Source organism: Neorhizobium sp. T25_27 (assembly GCF_002968565.1).
In the GTDB taxonomy this organism is placed as follows: Bacteria; Pseudomonadota; Alphaproteobacteria; order Rhizobiales; family Rhizobiaceae; genus Neorhizobium; species Neorhizobium tomejilense.
The window spans coordinates 125,940-146,632 of sequence record NZ_PVBJ01000013.1 but is presented as its reverse complement, the minus strand read 5'-3'; the positions used below and the strand labels follow the sequence as shown (position 1 = coordinate 146,632).

General features: G+C 61.2%; 16 protein-coding genes. 7 read left to right on the top strand and 9 right to left on the bottom strand.

The window, feature by feature from the left end; genetic code table 11:
• The first annotated feature begins 61 nt into the window (after nucleotides 1-61).
• The 3 genes from C5J24_RS27645 (at nucleotide 62) to C5J24_RS27635 (ending at nucleotide 4,933) form a co-directional block, all read left to right on the top strand.
• Nucleotides 62-1,582 carry an ATPase domain-containing protein gene (locus C5J24_RS27645; protein ID WP_105422544.1) on the top strand — a complete coding sequence of 507 codons (1,521 nt, stop codon included), beginning with the start codon at nucleotides 62-64 and terminating at the stop codon, nucleotides 1,580-1,582.
• Complete coding sequence (locus tag C5J24_RS27640; RefSeq protein ID WP_105422542.1) at nucleotides 1,569-3,257, top strand: ATP-binding protein; 1,689 nt, start codon at nucleotides 1,569-1,571, stop codon at nucleotides 3,255-3,257. Before C5J24_RS27645 ends, C5J24_RS27640 begins: the two co-directional genes overlap by 14 nt.
• A 116-nt stretch (nucleotides 3,258-3,373) precedes the next feature.
• On the top strand, nucleotides 3,374-4,933 hold the full coding sequence (locus tag C5J24_RS27635) for a bifunctional diguanylate cyclase/phosphodiesterase (RefSeq protein WP_105422539.1): 1,560 nt from the start codon (nucleotides 3,374-3,376) through the stop codon (nucleotides 4,931-4,933).
• An 85-nt stretch (nucleotides 4,934-5,018) separates the two neighbouring features.
• Here C5J24_RS27635 and C5J24_RS27630 read toward each other — a convergent pair whose 3' ends face one another.
• From C5J24_RS27630 to C5J24_RS27605, 6 genes are all read right to left on the bottom strand, one after another.
• Complete coding sequence (locus C5J24_RS27630) at nucleotides 5,019-6,395, bottom strand: LLM class flavin-dependent oxidoreductase (RefSeq protein ID WP_105422537.1); 1,377 nt, start codon at nucleotides 6,393-6,395, stop codon at nucleotides 5,019-5,021.
• A 73-nt stretch (nucleotides 6,396-6,468) separates the two neighbouring features.
• Nucleotides 6,469-7,218, bottom strand: coding sequence for an ABC transporter ATP-binding protein (locus C5J24_RS27625; RefSeq protein ID WP_105422535.1), 750 nt, complete (start codon nucleotides 7,216-7,218; stop codon nucleotides 6,469-6,471).
• A complete protein-coding gene (locus C5J24_RS27620) occupies nucleotides 7,194-8,075 on the bottom strand; it encodes an ABC transporter permease (protein WP_105422533.1) in 882 nt (293 codons plus the stop codon). The genes C5J24_RS27625 and C5J24_RS27620 overlap by 25 nt, the downstream gene beginning before the upstream one ends.
• 33 nt (nucleotides 8,076-8,108) lie before the next feature.
• Nucleotides 8,109-9,134, bottom strand: coding sequence for an ABC transporter substrate-binding protein (locus C5J24_RS27615; protein WP_105422531.1), 1,026 nt, complete (start codon nucleotides 9,132-9,134; stop codon nucleotides 8,109-8,111).
• A gap of 187 nt (nucleotides 9,135-9,321) precedes the next feature.
• Entirely contained in the window at nucleotides 9,322-11,271 is a 1,950-nt protein-coding gene (locus C5J24_RS27610; protein WP_105422529.1) for an adenylate/guanylate cyclase domain-containing protein, read from the bottom strand.
• Entirely contained in the window at nucleotides 11,271-14,930 is a 3,660-nt protein-coding gene (locus C5J24_RS27605; RefSeq protein ID WP_105422527.1) for a FecR domain-containing protein, read from the bottom strand. Before C5J24_RS27605 ends, C5J24_RS27610 begins: the two co-directional genes overlap by 1 nt.
• Nucleotides 14,931-15,042: 112 nt before the next feature.
• Here C5J24_RS27605 and C5J24_RS27600 point away from each other — a divergent pair, with 112 nt between their 5' ends.
• Nucleotides 15,043-15,585: a Pycsar system effector family protein gene (locus C5J24_RS27600; RefSeq protein WP_046605963.1), complete on the top strand. Its 543-nt coding sequence runs from the start codon at nucleotides 15,043-15,045 to the stop codon at nucleotides 15,583-15,585.
• A 144-nt stretch (nucleotides 15,586-15,729) separates the two neighbouring features.
• Here the strand turns inward: C5J24_RS27600 and C5J24_RS27595 are convergent, their stop codons facing one another.
• A complete protein-coding gene (locus C5J24_RS27595) occupies nucleotides 15,730-16,626 on the bottom strand; it encodes a helix-turn-helix domain-containing protein (RefSeq protein WP_105422525.1) in 897 nt (298 codons plus the stop codon).
• A 117-nt stretch (nucleotides 16,627-16,743) separates the two neighbouring features.
• Between C5J24_RS27595 and pobA the strand changes: the two genes are divergently transcribed.
• Nucleotides 16,744-17,916, top strand: a complete 1,173-nt coding sequence (gene pobA / locus C5J24_RS27590) for a 4-hydroxybenzoate 3-monooxygenase (protein ID WP_105422523.1) — start codon at nucleotides 16,744-16,746, stop codon at nucleotides 17,914-17,916.
• 63 nt (nucleotides 17,917-17,979) lie between these two features.
• On the opposite strand, the gene C5J24_RS27585 is transcribed toward pobA, so the two are convergent.
• Nucleotides 17,980-18,228: a WGR domain-containing protein gene (locus C5J24_RS27585; RefSeq protein ID WP_105422521.1), complete on the bottom strand. Its 249-nt coding sequence runs from the start codon at nucleotides 18,226-18,228 to the stop codon at nucleotides 17,980-17,982.
• An 85-nt stretch (nucleotides 18,229-18,313) separates the two neighbouring features.
• Nucleotides 18,314-19,069, bottom strand: a complete 756-nt coding sequence (locus C5J24_RS27580) for an IclR family transcriptional regulator (RefSeq protein WP_105422520.1) — start codon at nucleotides 19,067-19,069, stop codon at nucleotides 18,314-18,316.
• Between the two features lie 204 nt (nucleotides 19,070-19,273).
• Here C5J24_RS27580 and C5J24_RS27575 point away from each other — a divergent pair, with 204 nt between their 5' ends.
• Both C5J24_RS27575 and C5J24_RS27570 read left to right on the top strand, forming a co-directional pair.
• The gene (locus C5J24_RS27575) at nucleotides 19,274-19,996 is read left to right on the top strand and encodes a 3-oxoacid CoA-transferase subunit A (RefSeq protein WP_046632417.1); all 723 of its coding nucleotides are present in this window, start codon (nucleotides 19,274-19,276) and stop codon (nucleotides 19,994-19,996) included.
• Nucleotides 19,993-20,682 (top strand): CoA transferase subunit B, encoded by a 690-nt coding sequence (locus C5J24_RS27570; RefSeq protein ID WP_105422518.1) that lies wholly within the window; start codon nucleotides 19,993-19,995, stop codon nucleotides 20,680-20,682. Before C5J24_RS27575 ends, C5J24_RS27570 begins: the two co-directional genes overlap by 4 nt.
• Nucleotides 20,683-20,693: the final 11 nt, after the last annotated feature.

Here is a 20,693-nt window from a genome sequence, read left to right as displayed (position 1 = left end):
GAGGCTTGTCGGCCGCAATCTATATGATCTTGTTCAAGGGTTTCCACTGCAAAGGTTGAACATGGCAGAACGGTTTGAAGAGGCGGAGTTTATCGACCCTCCGCGTATCTCGAGCGGCGTGCCCGGTCTCGATACCATCCTCGACGGGGGCCTCGATGAAAACCGGCTTTATCTCTACGAGGGCCGGCCTGGGACGGGCAAGACCACGATCGCCCTGCAATTTCTGCTCGAAGGTGTCCGCCAGGGTGAGCCGGTGCTTTACATCACCCTTTCCGAGACGGAACGCGAGCTGCAGCTTGTGGCCTCCCGTCACGGCTGGTCGCTCAAGGGTATCGAGGTATTCGAACTCGTCCCTCCGGAAACCACGCTCGATCCCGACCGTGAACTGACGGTCTTCCATCCGGCGGAAATGGAGCTCAACGAGACGACGAAGCTCATTCTCGATCGCGTCTCCGAACTCAACCCGAGGCGCGTGGTCATCGACAGTCTTTCCGAGTTGCGCCTCCTCGCTCACAGTCCGCTGCGTTACCGGCGCCAGGTCCTGGCGCTGAAGCACTTCTTCGCCAGCCGGCAGTGCACCGTCATTCTTCTTGACGATCTGTCGTCTCAACAGAATGACCTGCAACTCCATTCTATTTCCCATGGGGTTGTGCTGCTGGAGCAGCTTGCCATCGACTTCGGCGCCGAACGGCGCCGCATGCGGGTCGTCAAGATGCGTGGCATCAAGTTCCGCGGCGGCTACCATGATTTTACGATCGAGAAGGGCGGTCTCCACATTTTTCCCCGCCTCATCGCTGCGGAGCATCATCAGGCCTTCGACGACGAGTTCACCTCCAGTGGGAACAAGGAAATCGACGACATGTTGGGCGGCGGGCTGGAGCGGGGTACCAATGTCCTGTTCCTGGGTGCTGCCGGAGTGGGAAAGTCGTCGCTTGCCCTGACCTATGCCTTGGCGGCGGCGAACCGCGGCGAACATGCCGTCATTTATGCCTTCGACGAGGGGCGTGGAACGCTGCAGGCTCGGGCCAGGAATTTGGGTTTCGATCTTCAAACCCACCTGGACAGCGGGCTGATCCGGTTGCAGCAGATCGATCCTGCAGAACTTTCCCCGGGGGAATTCACCGCCAACGTCCAGAAAAGCGTGGAGATCGACGGTGCGCGCGTCGTCGTCATCGACAGTTTGAATGGTTACATGAATGCGATGCCGGACGAACGTTTTCTGGTCCTGCAGATGCACGAACTGCTGACCTACCTTGGCCAGCGTGGTGTGCTGACCATCCTTGTCCTTGCCCAGCATGGGCTCGTGGGCCCGCTCGAGGCTCCGCTCGACTTGAGTTATCTCAGCGATTCCGTCGTCATGCTGCGGTATTTCGAAGTGCAGGGCACCGTGCGCCGAGCGATATCCGTCGTGAAAAAGCGAAGCGGCAGGCACGAGCACAGCGTGCGCGAGTTCAGCCTGTCCGACAATGGCATCAAGCTCGGACCACCAACCCTGGAGTTCACCGGCGTGCTGGCCGGCTCGCCGTATTTTTCAGCCGCTCCTGTAACGAGTTCAGCAGACGGAAATAATGGCGCAAGGTGAAGACCGACTGGAACCGGTTATTGTCTTTGCACCGGTCGGCAGGGACGCGGCCGCTTCGGTCGGCTTGCTCAGCCGGAGCGGCATAGCGGCAAAGACCTGCGGCGATCTTCAAAGCCTTGTGGCAGCGCTGCAGGCCGGTGCTGCAGCCGCGTTTATTGCTGAAGAAGCCCTGTTTGGAAAAGACGCGAGCCTCCTGTTCAAATGGGTTGCGGACCAGCCGCCGTGGTCGGATCTTCCCTTCATCCTGCTGACCAGCCGCCAGGAGCAGACCGGTATCGAGACGTGGCGGCAGAGGCTGATCAACTCTTTGCGCAACGTGGCGCTTCTGGAGCGGCCGGTCCAGGCCCAGACCCTGGTCAGCACGATACAATCGGCACTTCGCGCGCGAGCCCGGCAGTTGGAGTTGCGTGGGCTGCTGGCGGAGCGCGAGCAGGCCGCGCAGGAACTGGAGAAGCAGGTCGTTTTGCGGACCCAGGAGCTCAAGGCCGCCAATGAGGCCCTGCGCGACCAGATGACGGTGCGTGCGCATGTCGAGGAAAAGCTTCGGCAGGCTCAGAAGATCGAAGCGATCGGTCAGTTGACCGGCGGCGTCGCTCACGATTTCAACAATCTGCTGATGGTCATTTCCGGAGGTCTGGAAATGCTCGACCGCCAGACGGACCCGGCCAGGCGCAAACGGTTGATGGACGGGATGCGTCAAGCCGCCGAACGCGGATCCGGCCTGACACGGCAGCTTCTGGCTTTTTCCCGGCGTCAGGAACTGCAGCCGCAGACAATCGATCTGGCCCGCCAGATCGGAGGGATGCGCGAACTGCTCGACCGCAGCCTGAGGGGCGATGTCCATGTGACGCTCGAATTCCCACCCGGCCTTTGGCCGGTCGAGGTTGACGCAAGCGAGCTGGAACTTGTTGTTCTCAATCTCGCGGTCAACGCCCGCGACGCGATGCCGAGAGGCGGCACGATCGAAATCCGCGCGGAAAATGTTCCGCTCCTGGATCAAAGCGGTTCCGGCAAAGACTTCGTCCGCCTTTCCGTCAGCGACAACGGCTCCGGAATGACGCGCGAGGTGCAGGCGCGCGTGTTCGAACCGTTCTTTACCACGAAGGATATCGGCAAGGGGTCCGGCCTTGGCCTTGCGCAGGTTCACGGTTTCGCCCAGCAATCCGGCGGCAGGATAGAGATCGAAAGCGAAGTCGGCCGAGGGACGAAAATAATCCTGATGTTGCCCCGTTCCTCGAAGGAGCCAGGCCCGGATCAGCACCACCTGGTCGATCTGCACGTCGCGCGCCGCCGTCCAGCGTCGGCGGGCAGCATTCTGCTGGTTGAAGACGACGACGAAGTCGCGGCTCTTGTCAGAGAGATGCTGGAAGATCTCGGTTTTCAGGTCGTGCGGGCTGCAACAGCCGCCGCCGCTCTGGGCGCTCTGGCTAACGGGCGGCGGATCGACTTGGTATTCTCGGACATCATGATGCCCGGAGGAATGAACGGCGTGGAGCTGGCAAAGGAAATTCGCTCGCGCCGCATGGACCTGCCGATCCTGTTGACGAGCGGATATTCCGAAGCCGCCAAGCAAGCGGCAGAGGTGCAAGGCATCAAGATCCTTCGCAAGCCCTACCAACTGGCCGAGCTGTCAGAGGCGCTCAGAGGCGCAATAGCCCGGCACGACCTCAATTGATGCCGCCGGACCCGTAATTCTTTCGGCCGTCGTTTCGGCTGTAAAGCGCTCCCGTACAACTCTGAATAACAAATCCTTTAATCATTTATCCTAGGATCGCCGGGTTGGAGGGGTAGATGAAGGATTTTCTGGAAAGCAAGGCCGGCAGACAGCTGGCGGAGGTAGCGGCAGTCGCGATGCTGCTGCTCGTCGGTTGTATAGCCTATGACGATCTGCTGCTGAGGCTGGTTCAGTCGGTCAGTGCGGGAAAAACCCACCTCATCATCATCGGCCTGATCGTTGCCGGTCTCGCGAGCTTTGCCTATTCGGTGCTGCGCATTCTCGACATGCGCAATGAAATGATGAGCCGCCGGAAGGCCTTCGATGCGGCTGACCATATCGCCACGCACGATCATCTGACGAAACTTCCCAACCGCTATGCCTTCGACAGGTTCGTCCTGTCGCACCCGGATGAAAGGCAGCAGGAAACGGACGAGGATAACGGGCCGCAGACCGCAACGGTGTTTTCGATAGATCTCGACGGCTTCAAGAAGGTCAATGACCTTCTTGGCCACCAGGGGGGCGATATCCTGTTGAAGGAGGTGTCGCGGCGCATCTGCGCATTGGCTGAATACGAATGCGTCTTCCGTTTCGGCGGCGACGAGTTCGTCGCCGTGGCTCGCAACCTCTCGCCGGAAAAGGAGGAGCTCTTCGCGCAGCTGCTCATCCATTCAGTTTCCCGGCCGGTCCGGATCGGGACCCTGCTGACGGAGGTCGGTGCCAGCGTCGGTTATGCGCGCCTGCCGGACCACGGTAGCTCGCTCGAGGAAGTCTGCCACCGGTCGGACGTCGCGCTGTACGAGGCGAAGAGCCGGGGTCACAATCAATATTCCCTGTTCCAGCCCGAGATGCAGGAGAAGGTCTCCGAGCGGGCCAAGCTCGAAGGCGACCTTCGCCGCGCCATCGACGAGGGCAAGATCGACCCGTTCTACCAGCCGCTGATCAATCTCAGAACGGGGGAGATCTGCGGTTTCGAAGCGCTTGCCCGGTGGAACAAGGACGGCGTATTCGTCTCACCGCAGCATTTCATTGCCGTGGCCGAAGAGACCGGGCTCATTACCACCCTCTTCGAGCAGCTTCTGTCGAAAGCCTGCCGCGATGCGCAGCTTTGGCCGGGAACATTGTCGCTCTCCTTCAACGTCTCGCCTGTCCAGATGGAAGATAGGTTACTCGTAAGCCGTGTTCTCCACATCCTGCAGCAGACCGGCCTGCAGGCGTCGAGGCTGGAAATCGAGATCACCGAAAACGCCCTGATCGACGACCCGGACCTTGCCGCCGCAACGATCGAGCAATTCCACGCCGCCGGCATCCAGGTGGCGCTCGATGATTTCGGAACCGGATATTCAAGCCTGGCGCAGTTGGCGCGCTTCAAGTTCGACAAGATCAAGATCGACAAAAGTTTTGTGTCGAGCTTCACCCATAACGACAAGAACGCCAAAATCATCGACGCCGTGCTTGGCCTAAGCCGCAGTCTCAACCTCAAGACCACCGTCGAAGGGATCGAGGAGAACGCCCAGCTCGCCTACTTCCTTGGCCAGGGCTGCGATATCGGTCAGGGCTATATCTTCGGCAAGGCTATGCCGCAATCGGAAGTGATCGGTTTCGTCAACGACCGCAAGCGGGCACTGAGCGCCTGAAGAGACCAACCAGAGGCCCTGGCCGAGAAGTAATGGCGGTGTCGCCATCCATCTTCACGGCCAGGAGATTTAATGTGGCGCGGAGCTATACGGCTGCCCGTGCCTCCGGCTCAAGCTGTGACCGAAGCACGAAGCCGTTCTGCGGCCGCTTGAGACCGAGGTTCTCCCGCAGGGTGGTTCCTTCATATTCATGCCGGAAAAGGCCACGCTTGCGCAGGATCGGCACGACCTGATCGACGAAGTCAGTCAATCCGGCGGGCAGGATCGGCGGCATGATGTTGAAGGCGTCGGCAGCGCCGTTCTCGAACCATTGCTGCATCGCGTCGGCAATCTGCTCCGGGGTGCCGATCACCGTGCGATGGCCGCGGGCGGTCGCAACGGCCAGATAGAACTGGCGCAGCGTCAGGTTGTTTCGCGATACCAGATCGGTGACCAGCTTGAGGCGGCTCTTGTTGAGTTCCGTATCCTGCGGCAGAGGCGGAGCGGGATCGTCCAGCGAATAGCCGGAAAGGTCGACGCCCTTGTAGTGGCGGGCGAGGATGTTCCAGGCGATGGAGGGATGAACGAGCGACTGGATATAGTCGTAGTTCTCCTGTGCTTGCCTTTCGGTGCCGCCGAGAACGGGGAATATGCCGGGACTGATCAAGAGGTCGTCCTGGCTGCGCCCGTAGCGGGAAAGCCGTCCCTTGACGTTGGAATAGAATTCCTGGGCGTCCTCGAGCGTCTGGTTGGCGGTGAAGATCATCTCGGCGGTTCGGGCGGCCAGTTCTCGGCCGGGTTCCGATGCGCCGGCCTGGACGATGACGGGATAGCCCTGCACGGGACGGCCGACATTGAGCGGACCGGTGACCGAGAAGAACTGGCCCTTGTGGTCGACCAGATGCACCTTGTCCGGGTCGAGATAGACGCCGCTTTCCTTGTCGCGGATGAAGGCATCGTCCTCGTAGCTATCCCACAGCCCTTTCACCAGGTCGACGAATTCTTCGGCGCGCGCGTAGCGGTCGGCATGGGCGGGATGGCCCGGGATGGAGAAGTTCTTGGAAACGTCCGCGCCCGTCGTCACCACATTCCAGGCCGCCCGACCCTTGGAGATATAGTCGAGCGAGGCGAATTTGCGCGCCAGAAGATAGGGGTCTTCATAGGTGGTGGATGCGGTGGCGACGAAGCCGATATGGCTGGTGGCCTGCGACAGGGCGGCCCACAGGGTCACGGGTTCGAAGTGGGCGCCCTGCGAGGAACGGCGAAGCGCCTCCGGATCTTTGGCGCGCTCCCAGCCGGCCGGGCTGTCGGCCACGAAGACCAGATCGAACTTGCCCCGTTCCGCCGTCTGCGCCAGCTCGCGGTAGTGATCGATATTCAGGCCAGCGTCGGCCTGCGAAGCCGGATGGCGCCAGGCTGCCACATGATGGCCGGTCGCCATGATGAAGGCCCCAAGCCGCATTTGTCTCTTCTGTTTACTCATTGACGTATCCCCCGTTCGAGGCGTTGAGATTGAACTGAACCTTGCTGGTCACGATGACAAGTTCCGTTGGATTTCAGGCGGCGCGCCGTCCGGGAGTTTCCACCCCGAGCCGGCTCAAAAGCTGGGTGCGGATTTTTGCAAAGCGCGGATCACCGTGATCGCGCGGCGTCGGCAGATCGATCCGCAGGTCCTCGATCAGATGACCTTCGTCGAGAACCAGTATCCGGTCGGCAAGCGAGATTGCCTCGTCGACGTCATGGGTGACGAGCAACACGGCTGGCCGATGCCTTGCGCACAATTCCCGCAGCAGGTCGTGCATCTTCAGCCGCGTCAGTGCGTCGAGGGCGCCGAACGGCTCGTCGGCGAGAAGCAGGGACGGCTGGCGGACCAGCGAGCGAGCAAGAGCGACCCTCTGCTGCTCGCCGCCCGAGAGCTGGTTTGGCCAGGCCGCCTCGCGCCCCTCAAGGCCTACCTCGGCCAGTGCCTTTCTGCCTGCTTCCTGCCCGGCAGCCCCCGGCAGGCCGAGCGTGACGTTCTGGATGACTGTGCGCCAGGGCAGAAGACGGGCATCCTGGAAAACCACCGAAAGATTGTCCGGTGTTTCCAGCGTGCCGGTTCCCTCGACATCGTGATCGAGGTCGGCGAGCGCCTTGAGGAAAGTGCTTTTGCCGGAGCCGCTCCTGCCGAGCAGGGCAACGAATTCCCCTTCGGCGATATCGAGATCCACGCGATCCAGGATCGTCTTGGTGGCGAACCGGCGCATGAGGTTGCGGACATGCACGGTTCTGGATGCGGATTTCAGTTGGCTAGAGTGCGGCGCCATGAGAGGACCCTCCGTTCGAGCAGGCGGACGAGACCGTCCGAGACGAGGCCGAGCATCACGTAGACGACCAGGCCGACGAGAATGACATCGGTTTGCCCATAGTTGCGGGCGAGTTCGATCATGTAGCCGAGCCCGCTGGTGGCGTTGATCTGCTCGACCACGACAAGGGAAACCCAGCAGAGCGTGACGGCAAACCGCAGGCCCAGGAGAAAGCCGGGCAATGCGCCGGGCAGCACTACCTGGAAGATGAAGTCCTTCTGGCTCATGCGCAGGGTCTCGGCCAGCTCGACATAGCGGCTGTCGATGCTGCGCAGGGCATTATGGGTGTGGATGTAGATGGGTATGATCACGGCAAGGGCGATCGTCGTGACCTTCATGCCCTCGCCGATGCCGAACCACAGGATCAGCAGGGGGATCAGAGCCAGCGTCGGGATGGCGCGCTTGATCTGGACGGGACCGTCGATCAGCGCTTCGCCGATCCGCGAAAGGCCGGCGGTGACGGCAAGGATCGTGCCGATGACCAGACCGATGCTGAGCCCAAGCAGGGCACGCGTCGCCGACGTCACAAAATTGTCCTGCAGCCGCCCCTGTTCGATCAGCCTTCCAAAAGCCTCGATGACCGTCCATGGGGCGGACAGGATCCGGGGGTCGATCCACCCGAATGCCGAGCCTGCCACCCAGAGCAGCACCAGCAATGCGGGCCCGATCTGCAGTCCGAAGGGTATTGCCGGTCCCGGTCCCAGTCTCCGGCGGCTCCGGGACGTGACGGGTCTCGCCACGGCTGGAACGGTAAATGCACTTTCACGGCTGGACGTCCGGGATGATTTCGCCTCATCCGCATCCCAAATGGTTGCCATGCTTCAGATCTCCTCTTGGATGATGCGGGGGGATTACTGGCTCTTCGCCAAGGCGGCGGAGGCGGTCTTTTCGAACCGGTTGTCGAAGATCTTTTCCACGTCGAAGGGCTTGTAGCCGAGCTCCGCCGCCAGCAGATTGATCGTCTCCTGGTGGCGCTTTTTGACCTCGCTCCAATCTCCCGAAACAACCTGCTCCCCAGTCAGCTTGACGAGATATTCGCCGTCATCCTGGCTCAGACCCTGCTGCCCGACGTAATATGTCTTGATCCAGATCTCCGGGTTCTTGTTCACCCACTCGGTGGCACGTGCCCAAAGCCCGACATATTCGGCAAGAGCCGCCGCCTTTGCCGGATCGTCCAGCACCCATTGCGGCGCATAGAGATGACCCGGATCATCGCGCAGTCCGTGTTCGACAAGCGTGGCGCCATCGGAACCGTATTGCGCGATATAGCGCCTTATATAGACGCCCCCGAGCGGTGCGACATCGACCTGTTTGCTGGCCAGCGCCTTCGGATAGACGTCGCCGGTGCTTGGCAGTTCTACCAGCGTGACGTCGCTTTTCTTGAGGCCCGCGGCATGGAGTGCGCGAAGGACGAGTGCTCCCTGGGCCTGGCCCGGGCTGAACGCGATGCGTTTGCCGCGGAAATCGGCCAGCGTCTTGATGCCGGCGCCTGGCGCCACGCCGAAGCGATAGATGGGATTGGCAATCGGGTCGCGGCGTTCGCGATAGGCGATGTTGCGAACGGGCAGGTTGTTCCAGTTGGCGAAGATCGAGGGAATTTCCGCAACCGATCCGACGTCGAGCGCCTTGGCGCGGAATGCTTCCGACGTCTGCGGGCCGCCACTGATATTTGCCCATTTGACTTCGAACGACAGCTCCTTGATCAAGCCTGAGACTTCCAGCGCCTTTTGCGTCACCGGATCCCCGACCGTCAGGACCGTCCCCGGCGGCACCTTCGGAAGAAGGGGCGCGTTCGTCTGGGCCGCGACCACCCCGCCCATGGTGCCGAAGGCAAGCAGGCCGAACAGCACGGTTCTCATTGTCTTCACCAATGTCATCGTTGATTTTCCCCTTGTCGTTGCAGGACACGAAAGTCGATGCACGGAAGGGTGAGATATTTTCTACAAAAGAAATAGACTATTTAATTTAAGAATGCGCCGGATAGTGAAATATCGTCCCAACATGTCGATCATCGACATGAGGACCGACGACCTTGATGCGGCATCCCGATTTCTTGCTCTGAGGCTAAAGCGCCTGCCCGTGGTACGCCGAGAGCGCCGGCACATCACGCATGAGCCTCTGGGCCAGAGACCGCTGGAGAGCGATATCACCGCGGTAGCGTGCCTGAAGAAATTGCGCATGGACCTCGCGCGCCGTGTCGGGACTTTCCCGAAGCGCCGTGGCGACGGGAACCTCTTCCGTCTTGCCCTTGACCCTAATACGGTCGAGTTCGAAGACCGCGAACGTTTCGCCCACGGCCTGTGCGGTCCGTTCACCCAATAGCAACGGCACCCCGTAAGCCTTCGACGCGCCTTCAAGTCTCGCTGCCAGATTGACAGCGTCCCCGAGTGCGGAATAGTCGAAACGGCTCGTCGAGCCCATGTTGCCGACCACGCATTCGCCGGTATTGATGCCGATCCCGATCGCCAGCGGATAATAGGTCCGTCCCGTCGCCTCCGCTTCGGCCCTCAGATCGTCGTTCAGCGCCTGCATCGAGTCGAGCATATCAAGCGCGGCTGATACCGCATGGACCGCGTGCGACGGGTCGTCGAGCGGTGCATTCCAGAAGGCCATCAGGCAGTCACCGATGTACTTGTCGATCGTGCCGCCATGTGAAAGCACGATGTCGGACAGCGGCGTCAGCAGCCGGTTGATCAACATCGTCAATTGTTGGGGATCATCCTTGAGCTGTTCGGCGATGGTGGTGAAGCCCCGCACATCGCAGAACAGGATCGAAAGCTCGCGTGTCTCGCCGCCGAGCTTCAGTTTGGATGGATCGCGGGCGAGTTGATCGACCAGTGCGGGTGCCAGATATTGCGAGAAAGCCCGCGTGATCTGCCGGCGGTTCTTCCGCTCCTGGGCATAATCGAGCGTCGCCTGCGCTGCGGCCATGCCGGCAAAGGCGAGCGACGACGCTATAGGGGACAGGAAGATGCGACCGAAGCGCAAGCTGACATAGCTGCCGACGAACAGTACGACAATCGCCACCGCGCCGAGTGCGACCGTGCGCCAGCCGGTACCCTTCCAGACAAGAACGGAGGCCGCCACGACTGCGGTTAGCAGCAGCAGTTGTTTCATCGGGCCACTGGCTTCGGTGATGGACCTCTTGAGCCGCAGGTTGTCGAGAATGGTCGCCTGAATCTCGGCGCCGGCCGTCAGCTTGCCGTTGTGAACCGTATAGGAGGTCGGAAAGGCGTCGGCCCCGCCGTTGTCGATCGACGGCGAATTTTGCAGGCTCAACCCGACAATGGCGATCCGGCCCTTGAATATCCCTGGCGGCAGGAAGTTTTCGGGATCGAGGGCCTGGTAATAGGACACCGTCGGATAGGTGCGGGGACCGCCGAAAACTTGAACCAGGCTTCCCGGCTCAGGCAAGTCCGCCTTGATGCCCGCAGTTGTCGCGACCATGGCGGCAAAACCGTCCAGATAGTCCGGTATCTCGCGCAGCACGCCGTCCCGGTGCAGGCCGACCGAGGCGATACCGGTCGGCGCCTGCCTATCGGAAAACATCTGCAGCGGTATGACCCGGATGAACTGGTCGGCCTGATCCGAGGTCACGAGCGTCTCGTCGCCCGCCAACACCACGTCGGGCCCAAGTGCTTCGGCGAGTGCTTCGTCCTCGGCCGGCGCCGACGGTTCGGAAAAGATGATGTCGAGGGCGATCACTTTGGCGCCCGCTGCGCGAAGCTGGGTGATCAATCTCGCATGCAGGCTGCGCGGCCACGGCCACTGCATGTTGATCTCCGCCAGCGACGGCTCATCGATCGCCACGATGATCGGTCCATCCTCGGCAAGCGGCTCCGCCCCGACGGTCGAGAGGTAATCGAAAGCTCGATAGTCAATCAGCGGCCAGCCGGGCAGGCGGGCGATGAGTGCCGCCGCCCCGAAGAAAAATGCGGCGAGAACGGCTACCTGAATGCTGCGCGACGAGAAAAAGCCCCGGGCCGAAAAGGAGAAGCCGCGCCCGCCGTCCATCAGAACCGAACTTTGAGCGTGCCTCGGAAGGACCGGCCCCAACCGGGTGTGCCGGTGCTCACTTCGATGTCTTCGTCCAGGAGATTGTAGGCGGTGAGATCCAGCTCGAAACGCTTGTCGAAGGGTTCCCAGGTCAGGCTGGCGTCCAGGGTCCAGTAGTCGTCAAGTTTGATCCCGGCTTCATCGACACGATCGCCCACGTAGTTCGCGGCAAGCGTTGCCTTCACATTCGCTTCGTTGACCCAGGTGAGCGCCACCTGTCCTCCCCATTCCGGTATGAAAGGCAGGGGGCCGCCAAAGGTCGCGGATGCGGGATCGCGGTCTTCGGAATCGGTATATGCAACCGTGGATGAGAGGCCGAAGCCATGGTCGAGCAAAAGATTGGCGCTAAGGCTACCGCGATCGATGCGTCCTTCGGAGGTGGTAAAAGGTATGGCGGAAAGCGGAATACCGATCTGCGGATTTTTCACGTCCTCATGTTGGAATTCCAATGCGGTGAAGAAGTCCGGCGTCCATTCCGCGTCCCACCGAAGCGCTACGGTATTGGTGTAACCCTCAGGGTCAGTCGAGATCTGGTTCGGCTGAATACCGACAATCCCAATCGGCGAGAGCGTCGGCGTGGAAACATCCACGCTGCTGCGTATAAATCCTGCACGCAGCCATTGTTCACTCGCAGGCGACCAAGCAATGCCGATACGCGGATCGAGACGTTGGACATCCACGCCGTCGCCTGAAAGGAGAGTCCCGAAGAGACCATATTCGGCCTTGAGATCGGGATTGATTTCATGGAGCAGGTCGACGTAAACGCGACCAACCCCAATGCGACTGGATGACGAAGCACTTGCTGCACCTGATAGGAGGTCAAATGTGTCTTGCGACTGGTCGCTATCGAGCCATCCGGCCTCAACGCCATACCTCCAGGTGAAATTTCCTGTGCCGACCGTGTGATTGAGCGCGGCGATATAGCTATCCTGCTCAAACTGGCTTGTCGCACTGAGAATCTCGAAGGGGGTACCAAACAGATCAAGCACTTCAGTCCGGTGGCTTCGACTGTCCATGCGGTTAAACAGCAGCGCGGCGTTGATGACGTTTTCGTATTCAACGGTATGGCTCCAGCCGATGCCGCCATTTGTTAGTCGGTTCGTATTCGAGTGCTGAATGGTGTCCGGAACTGAAGCCACGCCAATAACGAAAAGCCGCTGGAAAGCGAATTTGGAGTCTCGCTCCGCAGTATTGTAATAAAGGACAAGTCGATCATGCGCTGTCGGGCTGGCCGTCAGGTAACCATTGGCTCCAATGATCTTGTTTTCCGTATTAAGATCCGTGAACGCACCAATATCACGGCTGTCCGGCTCTCGCTGCCACTGCAAATTCCCATAGAAGCTGATCGGGAACGGCAGGTTGCTATACCCCTGGACCTCTCCCTCCCCAATATAGTCCAGTTCGCCGCCTGCGGTATTGATCCCCCCGCCGATCGAACCTTCGAAGAACGGTCGTCTCATAATGTTGGCGGAGCGCGAGCGGCCGGAGATGATATGCGGTTCGAGCATCAGGCCTTGCAGGAAGGACGAGAAAGCCTGCCCGTTTGGCGTGTTTGTGATGACGTCGTCGCCGTAGAAGTAGTTGTTGACGAACGGATTTGCGCTGCCGCGGATGCTCTGGTCGATATAGGCGGTGCCGGCGAAGGGATCGAAGGCCGCATCGCTGTAATATTCGCCCCAGGCATTCATGCCTTGCAGACGGAACGCGTCGTTCAGCGTCGACCCCGCCTGCTGGTTGGCGCCGAGCGAGGTGAAATCGCCGCCGCGGGCCTTTGAGCGCCGCAGATATTCCTGCGCGTTGCGAATGGCGCCTTCCGAGTCGTAATTGTCGATCGCAACTGCGGTGCGCAGGGCGGAAATCACCGGATCATTGTCATCGAGCCGCTCGGCATTTTCCGTCGCCTGCTCGGCCGGTACCCGGTCGCCCTTTTCATAATTCGCAGCCGCCAGCAGCAGCTGCGCCTGCGAATATCCGGGATTGGCAACGCTTGCTGCGAGCAGATCATCGACCGCCTTGTCCAGCTCGCCCGTCTGCAGATAGTACCGACCGCGCGCGACAAGCGCCGTGTCGAAGCCAGGATCGATGGCAAGCGCCATGTCGATTTCCCGCTTGGCATCCTCGATCCGGCCGATATCGAGATAAAAGAGCGCCAGGTTGGAATGACTGAGCGGATCCTGCGGATCGAGCTCTATCGACTTCTTGAACGCGGCTTCGGCCTCGCGATTGGCGCTCCGCGCCGCGTGGATGTTGCCGATCGCGTTCCAGGTCGTTGAGCCCCCGGGCGCGACCTTGATGGCCGCTTCGAGATCGGCGAGGGCGCCCTGGTAATCACCCTTGAAGCCGGCCCGGAAATGCGAGCGCGCCTCGAGCGCCGTCGGCTCGGCGGGATCAATCGACAGGGACCGGTTGAGCGCCTCTTCCGCCTGGGTGCGATCGTTCAGCAGAATGGCAAGCCAGCCGCGATATGCCGGCAGTTCCGGATCGTCCGGATATTGGCGTTCCGCCTCCTGGAGAACCTTTATGGCCGCGCCCAGATCCTGCAGGAAGCCAAGCGCATAGGCGCGCAGAAATGCGCCGTCCGATCCCCCCACCTGTGGTGGCAGTGCCTCGGCCCGGTTGGGATCGGCAAGCGCGCGGGCATAGTAGCCGCCGTAGAGTGCGATACCCCGCCGTTTCGGGTCGAGCCCGCGCTGCGCCTTCTCGAACAGTTTGGCGGCCTCCGCATAGCGGGTCTCGCTTGCGGCAAGGACCGCCTCGATCAGCGTCACGCGGGCCTGCTGCGCGGCGGAAAGCGGCCGGCCCTTGAGATTTGCGAGCGTCTGTCGCGCCCGCTGCCGGCCCTCGAGCGAAAGCTGGGCTTCGGCAAGCGCGACCCAATCCTCCGCGCTGCGGCGCTCGGGGGGGATGCCGGAGATACGATCGGCGTTGCGGCGCATCTCGGCGACGGGCTGTGCAGACGCCGGCATCCGCTCGAATGCCTCACGTGGCGGCAGGAAGAACAGCATCTGCTCACGGTCGTCGGAATCGACAATCACGATCTTGCGCGGCGCCTGGCCGATAGAAGCAACGGCTCCTTCGCCCTGCCGCACCTCGACGCTGCCCTGTGGATTGCTCAGCTGGACGACGCCCTCGAGAACGTTGAGCGAGGTTTGGTCGTCTTTGACCGTCATCGTCCAGTCGGTGCCGCGGATCGCCGCTGCCGCCGCCGGCGTCTCGACCCGTACGCCAGGCCCACCGCGTTCCGCGCGTGCCCAGATAGTGCCGGACTGAAGCTCCAGCACGGTGTCGGCACTGGTGCTTGCGGTGATCTGCTTGACGACGAGCGAGGAATTGCGGCCGAGCCGGACCTGCGTCCGGTCGGAAAACAGGATCGCCAGCTGGCCGGTCGCGTTGGTGCGCAGCACGTCGCCGGTGAGAAGGTCCTGCTTCAGGTCGACGAACTGCCAGCTGGACACGTCGATAAAGCGGACTTCCTCGCCCACCTTGCGGGCAATGACCGCGCCGGCAGCCGGCCCCGACCGTTGGACGGGCTCTGCCGCTGCCGGGGACATCAGTCCGCCAGCAAGTATAGGCAGCGCGACTGCTGCAACATAAAACCGATTGAACGCCCCCAACATACCTCACAACTGCTTAGAAACACGGCAAGTGTCAAGATGACCTTTAGCAATGCCATTGCTTTTCGGCTGGACTGTATTAACAGGGAAACAGTTCCGAACGAGGGAAAACAAGTTGAGCGACTTCGAAAGCGCACCGACCGAGATGCTCGAAATGCCGATGGCGTCCGGCGAGATCACCGAGGAATACTTCAACCATGTTCGGAAAATCAACGACGTATTCTACGATCAGATCAAGATATCCGATCAGAAGGCCGCATATATCTTTACCTTCATGCTCGCCTTTTTGATCTCGTCGAGCGAGGGGCGAGGGGTATTCACCTTGGCGCGTTATACCGATGGCGCGTGGGCCGCGGTGGTTGTTTCGGCTTTGCTCGCCGTCGCTTCGGTGTCGTCTATTCTCTCCGCGATCCTTGTCGTGCTGCCGCGGCGCGTGGAGAAATCCACCTCGCTTTTCTGGGGGACATGGCCGCAGCACAGAGCAATATTCGAGCATGCGGCGCAGCGTAGCGATGTAGGTTATCTCTTCAAGGAATACCTGGACAATGCCGATGTGCTGTCCCTGATCGCCCGGCAGAAATACCGCTGCGTCTCCTATGCCTTCCGCGGGCTGATGTTCACGGTCGTTGCCTACGTCCTGCTTCTTCTGGTGACCTGACGCGGGGCCAGACGTGCCTCGATAGGCTGCCTGGCATTTCCGGTTGTGAAGGCGGTGCCATAGGCGCCGCCGGCATTCCGACGACATTTGCGCGAATGGATGAACTTCAGCTCAACGTCGGCATCGAAGACGGGCTCGTCGCTCCTAGAAAGTCGCCTTGTCCAGCGACTGGATTTCTCGCAGGCGCCAAGCGCGGGGCGTTTCCCCCGTCTGCTTCACGAAGAAACGCGAGAAGTAGGCGGGATCGGCAAAGCCGAGGCGATGGCCGACCTCCTGCACGGAGGCGAGCGAGAAGACGAGCTCGCGCTTGGACTCTTCGATCAGTTTGGCGGTGAGCAGGTCGTGCGCCGTGCAGCCCGCCATCGACCGGACAATGCGGTTGAGATGCGTCAGCGAGATGCCAAGTTCGCCCGCATAAAAGGATATCGGCTTGTGCGACCGGAAATGCTGCTGAATGAGGCCGTTCAGCATGTCCATCCGCCGTTCGCTTTCGTTCGCGGGGAGTTGGTTGAGGTTGTCGGCGTGAGAGATGCGCGCGGTCAGCCTCAGGGCGAGCTTTACATAGGAAGCCAGAAGTTCGTTGCGTCCGTTGTTGCGGTGATCAAATTCCTCGCCAATTCGTTTAAGCGTTTGCACCACGTAGGCGGCGTCGGCATTCAGCGGATCGAGCGGGGTAAGGTGCGGTGTCGCGAGCCATTCGCCGAAGCGGCTGCGTTCCCCCGGCTGGTGGCCGAGATGGGAGCTCAGGATGGTGATGACTAGGCCCTCGATATCGCGGGAGAAGCGGAAGCCGTGACTGAGGCCGGGAGGGACGGCGATTATCGCCGGTGGCCGGATGGGATGCGTTTCGCTGCCGAAGGTCGCGTCGCCTGACCCCGCCTCGATGTACAGTATCTGAAAGAATGCCTCATGCCGATGAAGGCGGATTTCCCAATGGTGGCGGCTGCTTCTCGACCTGATGGTTTCGCAATGCAGCCAGAAATCATGCCGCTTGCCCGGATCCTCTCCGTATAGCTGGTAGATCGGTATGTGCCTGTTCATCGGGTATCTCCGGCCGCGATGTTCGGTTTGTCCAATTTTTTGGCTCGAATGTCCATTGTCGCCGATGGGGAAGCCGAGCACAATTTGCCAAAACGAAAATACTCGGGAGGGAGATGCTTGAGAACGCAGGTTGCCATTATCGGCTCCGGACCGTCGGGTCTCTTGCTCGGCCAGCTTCTGACGGGAGCCGGTATCGACAACATCATCCTTGATCGTGTCGGCAAGGACTACATCCTCGGGCGGGTCCGTGCCGGCGTGCTGGAGGAAGGCACGGTAGGGCTGATCGATCAGGCCGGAGCCGGAGCGAGGCTTCACGCCGAAGGCCTGCCCCACACGGGGTTCTCGCTCGCCTTCGACGGCCGCGACCACCGGATCGACCTCCGCGGCCTGACCGGCGGCAAGCGCGTCATGGTCTATGGTCAGACGGAAGTGACCCGCGACCTGATGGAGCGTCGCGAGGCAAGCGGAGCCCGGACGATCTACGAAGCCGCCAATGTCACGCCCCATGATTTTGACACCGGCTCCCCCTTCGTCACCTACGAAAAAGACGGCGGCACCCATCGCATCGACTGCGATTTCATCGCCGGCTGCGACGGTTTTCACGGACCGAGCCGCAACGCCGTGCCGAAAAGCGCAATCCGTGTTTTCGAAAAGATCTATCCGTTCGGCTGGCTCGGTATCCTGGCGGAGGTCGCCCCCGTCAGCGATGAGCTGATCTATGCAAACCATCCTCGGGGTTTCGCGCTTTGTTCGATGCGATCGGCGACCCGCAGCCGCTACTATATCCAATGCGCCCTTGATGAGAAGATCGAGGACTGGAGCGACGACCGGTTCTGGGACGAACTTCGCCGCCGCCTGCCTGCGCATCATGCCGAAGCGCTGATCACCGCGCCGTCCTTCGAGAAGTCGATCGCACCGTTGCGCTCGTTCGTTGCCGAGCCGATGCGGTTCGGCAGCATGTTCCTCGTCGGCGATGCAGCTCATATCGTGCCGCCGACGGGAGCCAAGGGGTTGAACCTGGCTGCAAGCGATGTCCACTACCTCTTTGCCGGGCTCAGGGAGCACTATCGGGACGGCTCCGACGCCGGCATCGACGCCTATTCCGAGAAGGCGCTTGCGCGCGTATGGAAAGCGGTGCGCTTCTCGTGGTGGATGACGACGATGATGCATCGTTTTCCAGACACGGGCGAATTCGACCAGAGGATCCAGGAAGCCGAGCTGGACTATCTGACCCATTCGCGGGCAGCTTCGACGGCGCTTGCGGAAAACTATGTTGGCCTGCCCCTCTGACGCTGCATCGATCGGCCACGGATCGGCAATGCCATAACCGTGGCTGCCCGAAATGGAGAGTTGTCAGCCGGCCCCCGCTTTCTGCTGATAACCCCGTTTCACCTTGCTGCGGACAAGTGCGAAAAACCGGCGCTCCGCTTCCTGCCGCGAGCCGAACAGATCGATGCGGAAACGGCCCTTGGTGCCGATGCGGCCCCAGTTGCGGGTGAGCGCCGCGCCGTCGAAAAGATCGGGCTCGACGGTGAGCACGTAGAAGCGGGCCATGTTTCGGGCGGGGTCGCGGCGGGTGAGGAGAAGCGGTTCGCTGGTCATGCCTGCAGAATCGCAAGTCCGGATTCCGCCGTCCAACGACATGATTGAATCGATCCGGCCTCATCGATTCACGGCGCTGATAGGTTCAGCGCAGCAGGGATTTCAAAAGCCTTGCAACGCCCTTCAGCGGTTCCAGATAACGCTCGGCCATTTCAACCGCAGGGACGCTTGCCGCCGGTGCGCCGATATTGATCGCGGCGACCACCCGGCCGCGGTCGTTTTCCAGCGGCACCGCGATCGAGCAGAGACCGAGCTCCAGTTCCTGGTCGATGACCGCGAAACCCTGTTCGCGAACGCGGGCGAACTCCTCCATCAGCCGGACAGGATCGGTGAGGGTGCGAGGGGTGAAGGGTCTCAGGTTGCTCTGTTTCAGGAGCGCCAGGCTCTCGCTATCGGGCATGGCCGCCAGCAGGACGCGGCCCATCGAGGCGCAATAGGCGGGGAGGCGGCTGCCGGGCATCAGGTTGATCGACATCACCCGCTTTTGCGAAGCGCGGGCGATATAAACGACCTCGGTGCCGTCGAGCACGCTTGCGGATGCGCTCTGGTGAACCTCCTCGGCGAGCTTGTCGAGAAAAGGCTGGACGATGTGGGGCAGGGGGGTGGCGGAGAGATAGGCATGGCCAAGCCGCAGAATCTTCGGTGTCAGCACGAAGAATTTTCCATCATAATCAGCATAACCGAGTTCGGCCAAGGTCAGCAGGCAGCGGCGGGCCGTTGCCCGGTCGAGCCCGGTCGCCTTTGCCACGTCCGCGATCGCCAGCCGCGGCGTGGTTTCGCCAAAAGCCTCGATCACCTTCAGGCCTCGCGCGAAGCCGCTGACGAAATCCGTTTCCTGCATGGTCTTCCCTGTGCCCGGTGTCGATGCAATGTGAGGCCATGAGGATGTGCACGCTCCGCATCGCCAGTTCGCACAATATGTGCGATATATGAACAAAGGTCAATTACCGCACATATTTCTTGCTGTCCCTGCCGTGCTGATCTATCTGTTTTCCAGGAGGCACGGCGGGCACGTTCGCCGGGTATAGCGAAGGAGATATCCCGTATGGACAAGACAATCGGGAGCACGGCGGAAGCCGTCTCCGAGATCAGTGATGGCGCGACCATCATGATCGGCGGTTTTGGCGGATCAGGCGCCCCGATCGAGCTGATCCATGCCCTGATCGACAAGGGGATCAAGGACTTAACCGTCATCAACAACAATGCCGGCAACGGCCGCATCGGCATTGCCGCGATGATCGACGCGGGCATGGTCAGGAAGATGATCTGCTCGTTTCCGAAGTCGTCGGATCCGCGCGCCTTTACCGACCGTTATCTCGCAGGCCAGATCGAGCTTGAACTCGTGCCGCAGGGCACGCTTGCCGAGCGCATCCGCGCCGGCGGCGCCGGCATTCCGGCCTTCTACACACCGACCGCCTACGGCACCGAACTTGCCAACGGCAAGGTGATCGCCGAGTTCGACGGCCGCCACTACGTGCAGGAGCGCTGGCTGAAGGCGGATTTCGCCATCGTCAAGGCGCAGCTCGGCGATCCACTGGGCAACCTCACCTACAACAAGGCCGGCCGCAACTTTAACCCGCTGATGTGCATGGCCGCGGCCAAGACGATCGTGCAGGTCTCGAAGATCGTGCCGCCTGGCGGCATCGATCCCGAACATGTCGTAACACCCGGCATCTTCATCGACCGCGTCGTCGAGGTCGCCAACCCGCAGCAGGAAGAAGAGCTCATCCGCGCCGGAGTGGCCTACGCCCCAGGAGCCCAGGCATGACCATCGACACCCGAGAAGACATCAAGCTTTCCAACGCCCAGATCGCCTGGCGCGCCGCCCAGGACATAAAGGACGGTGCCTATGTGAACCTCGGCATCGGTTTTCCGGAAATGGTCGCCCGGTACCAGCCGCCCGGCCGCGAGGCGATCTTCCACACCGAAAACGGCATCCTCAATTTCGGCGAAGCGCCTGCCGAAGGCGAGGAGGACTGGGACCTGATCAACGCCGGCAAGAAGGCCGTGACGCTGAAGCCGGGCGCTGCCTTCTTCCACCATGCCGACAGCTTTGCCATGGTGCGTGGCGGTCATCTCGACGTCGCCATATTGGGCGCGCTCCAGGTGGCCCAGAACGGCGACCTCGCCAACTGGCGTGTCGGCACCAAGGGAGTGCCGGCCGTCGGCGGCGCCATGGATCTGGTGCATGGCGCCAAGCAGGTCTGCGTCATCACCGAACACGTCACCAAGAACGGCGACCCGAAATTAGTTGAAGCTTGTACCTTTCCGCTGACTGGCGTTGCCTGTATCACTCGGGTCTATACGAGCCACGCCGTCATCGACATCGTCGAAAAGCATTTCGTCCTGCGCGAAAAGCTGGCCGGCATGACAGTCGAGGAACTGCAGGCCATGACCGGCGCCCGCCTCCATATCGATGGACCGGTTGCCGATCTCGTCGTGCCGAAACTGTGAGAGAGAAAATC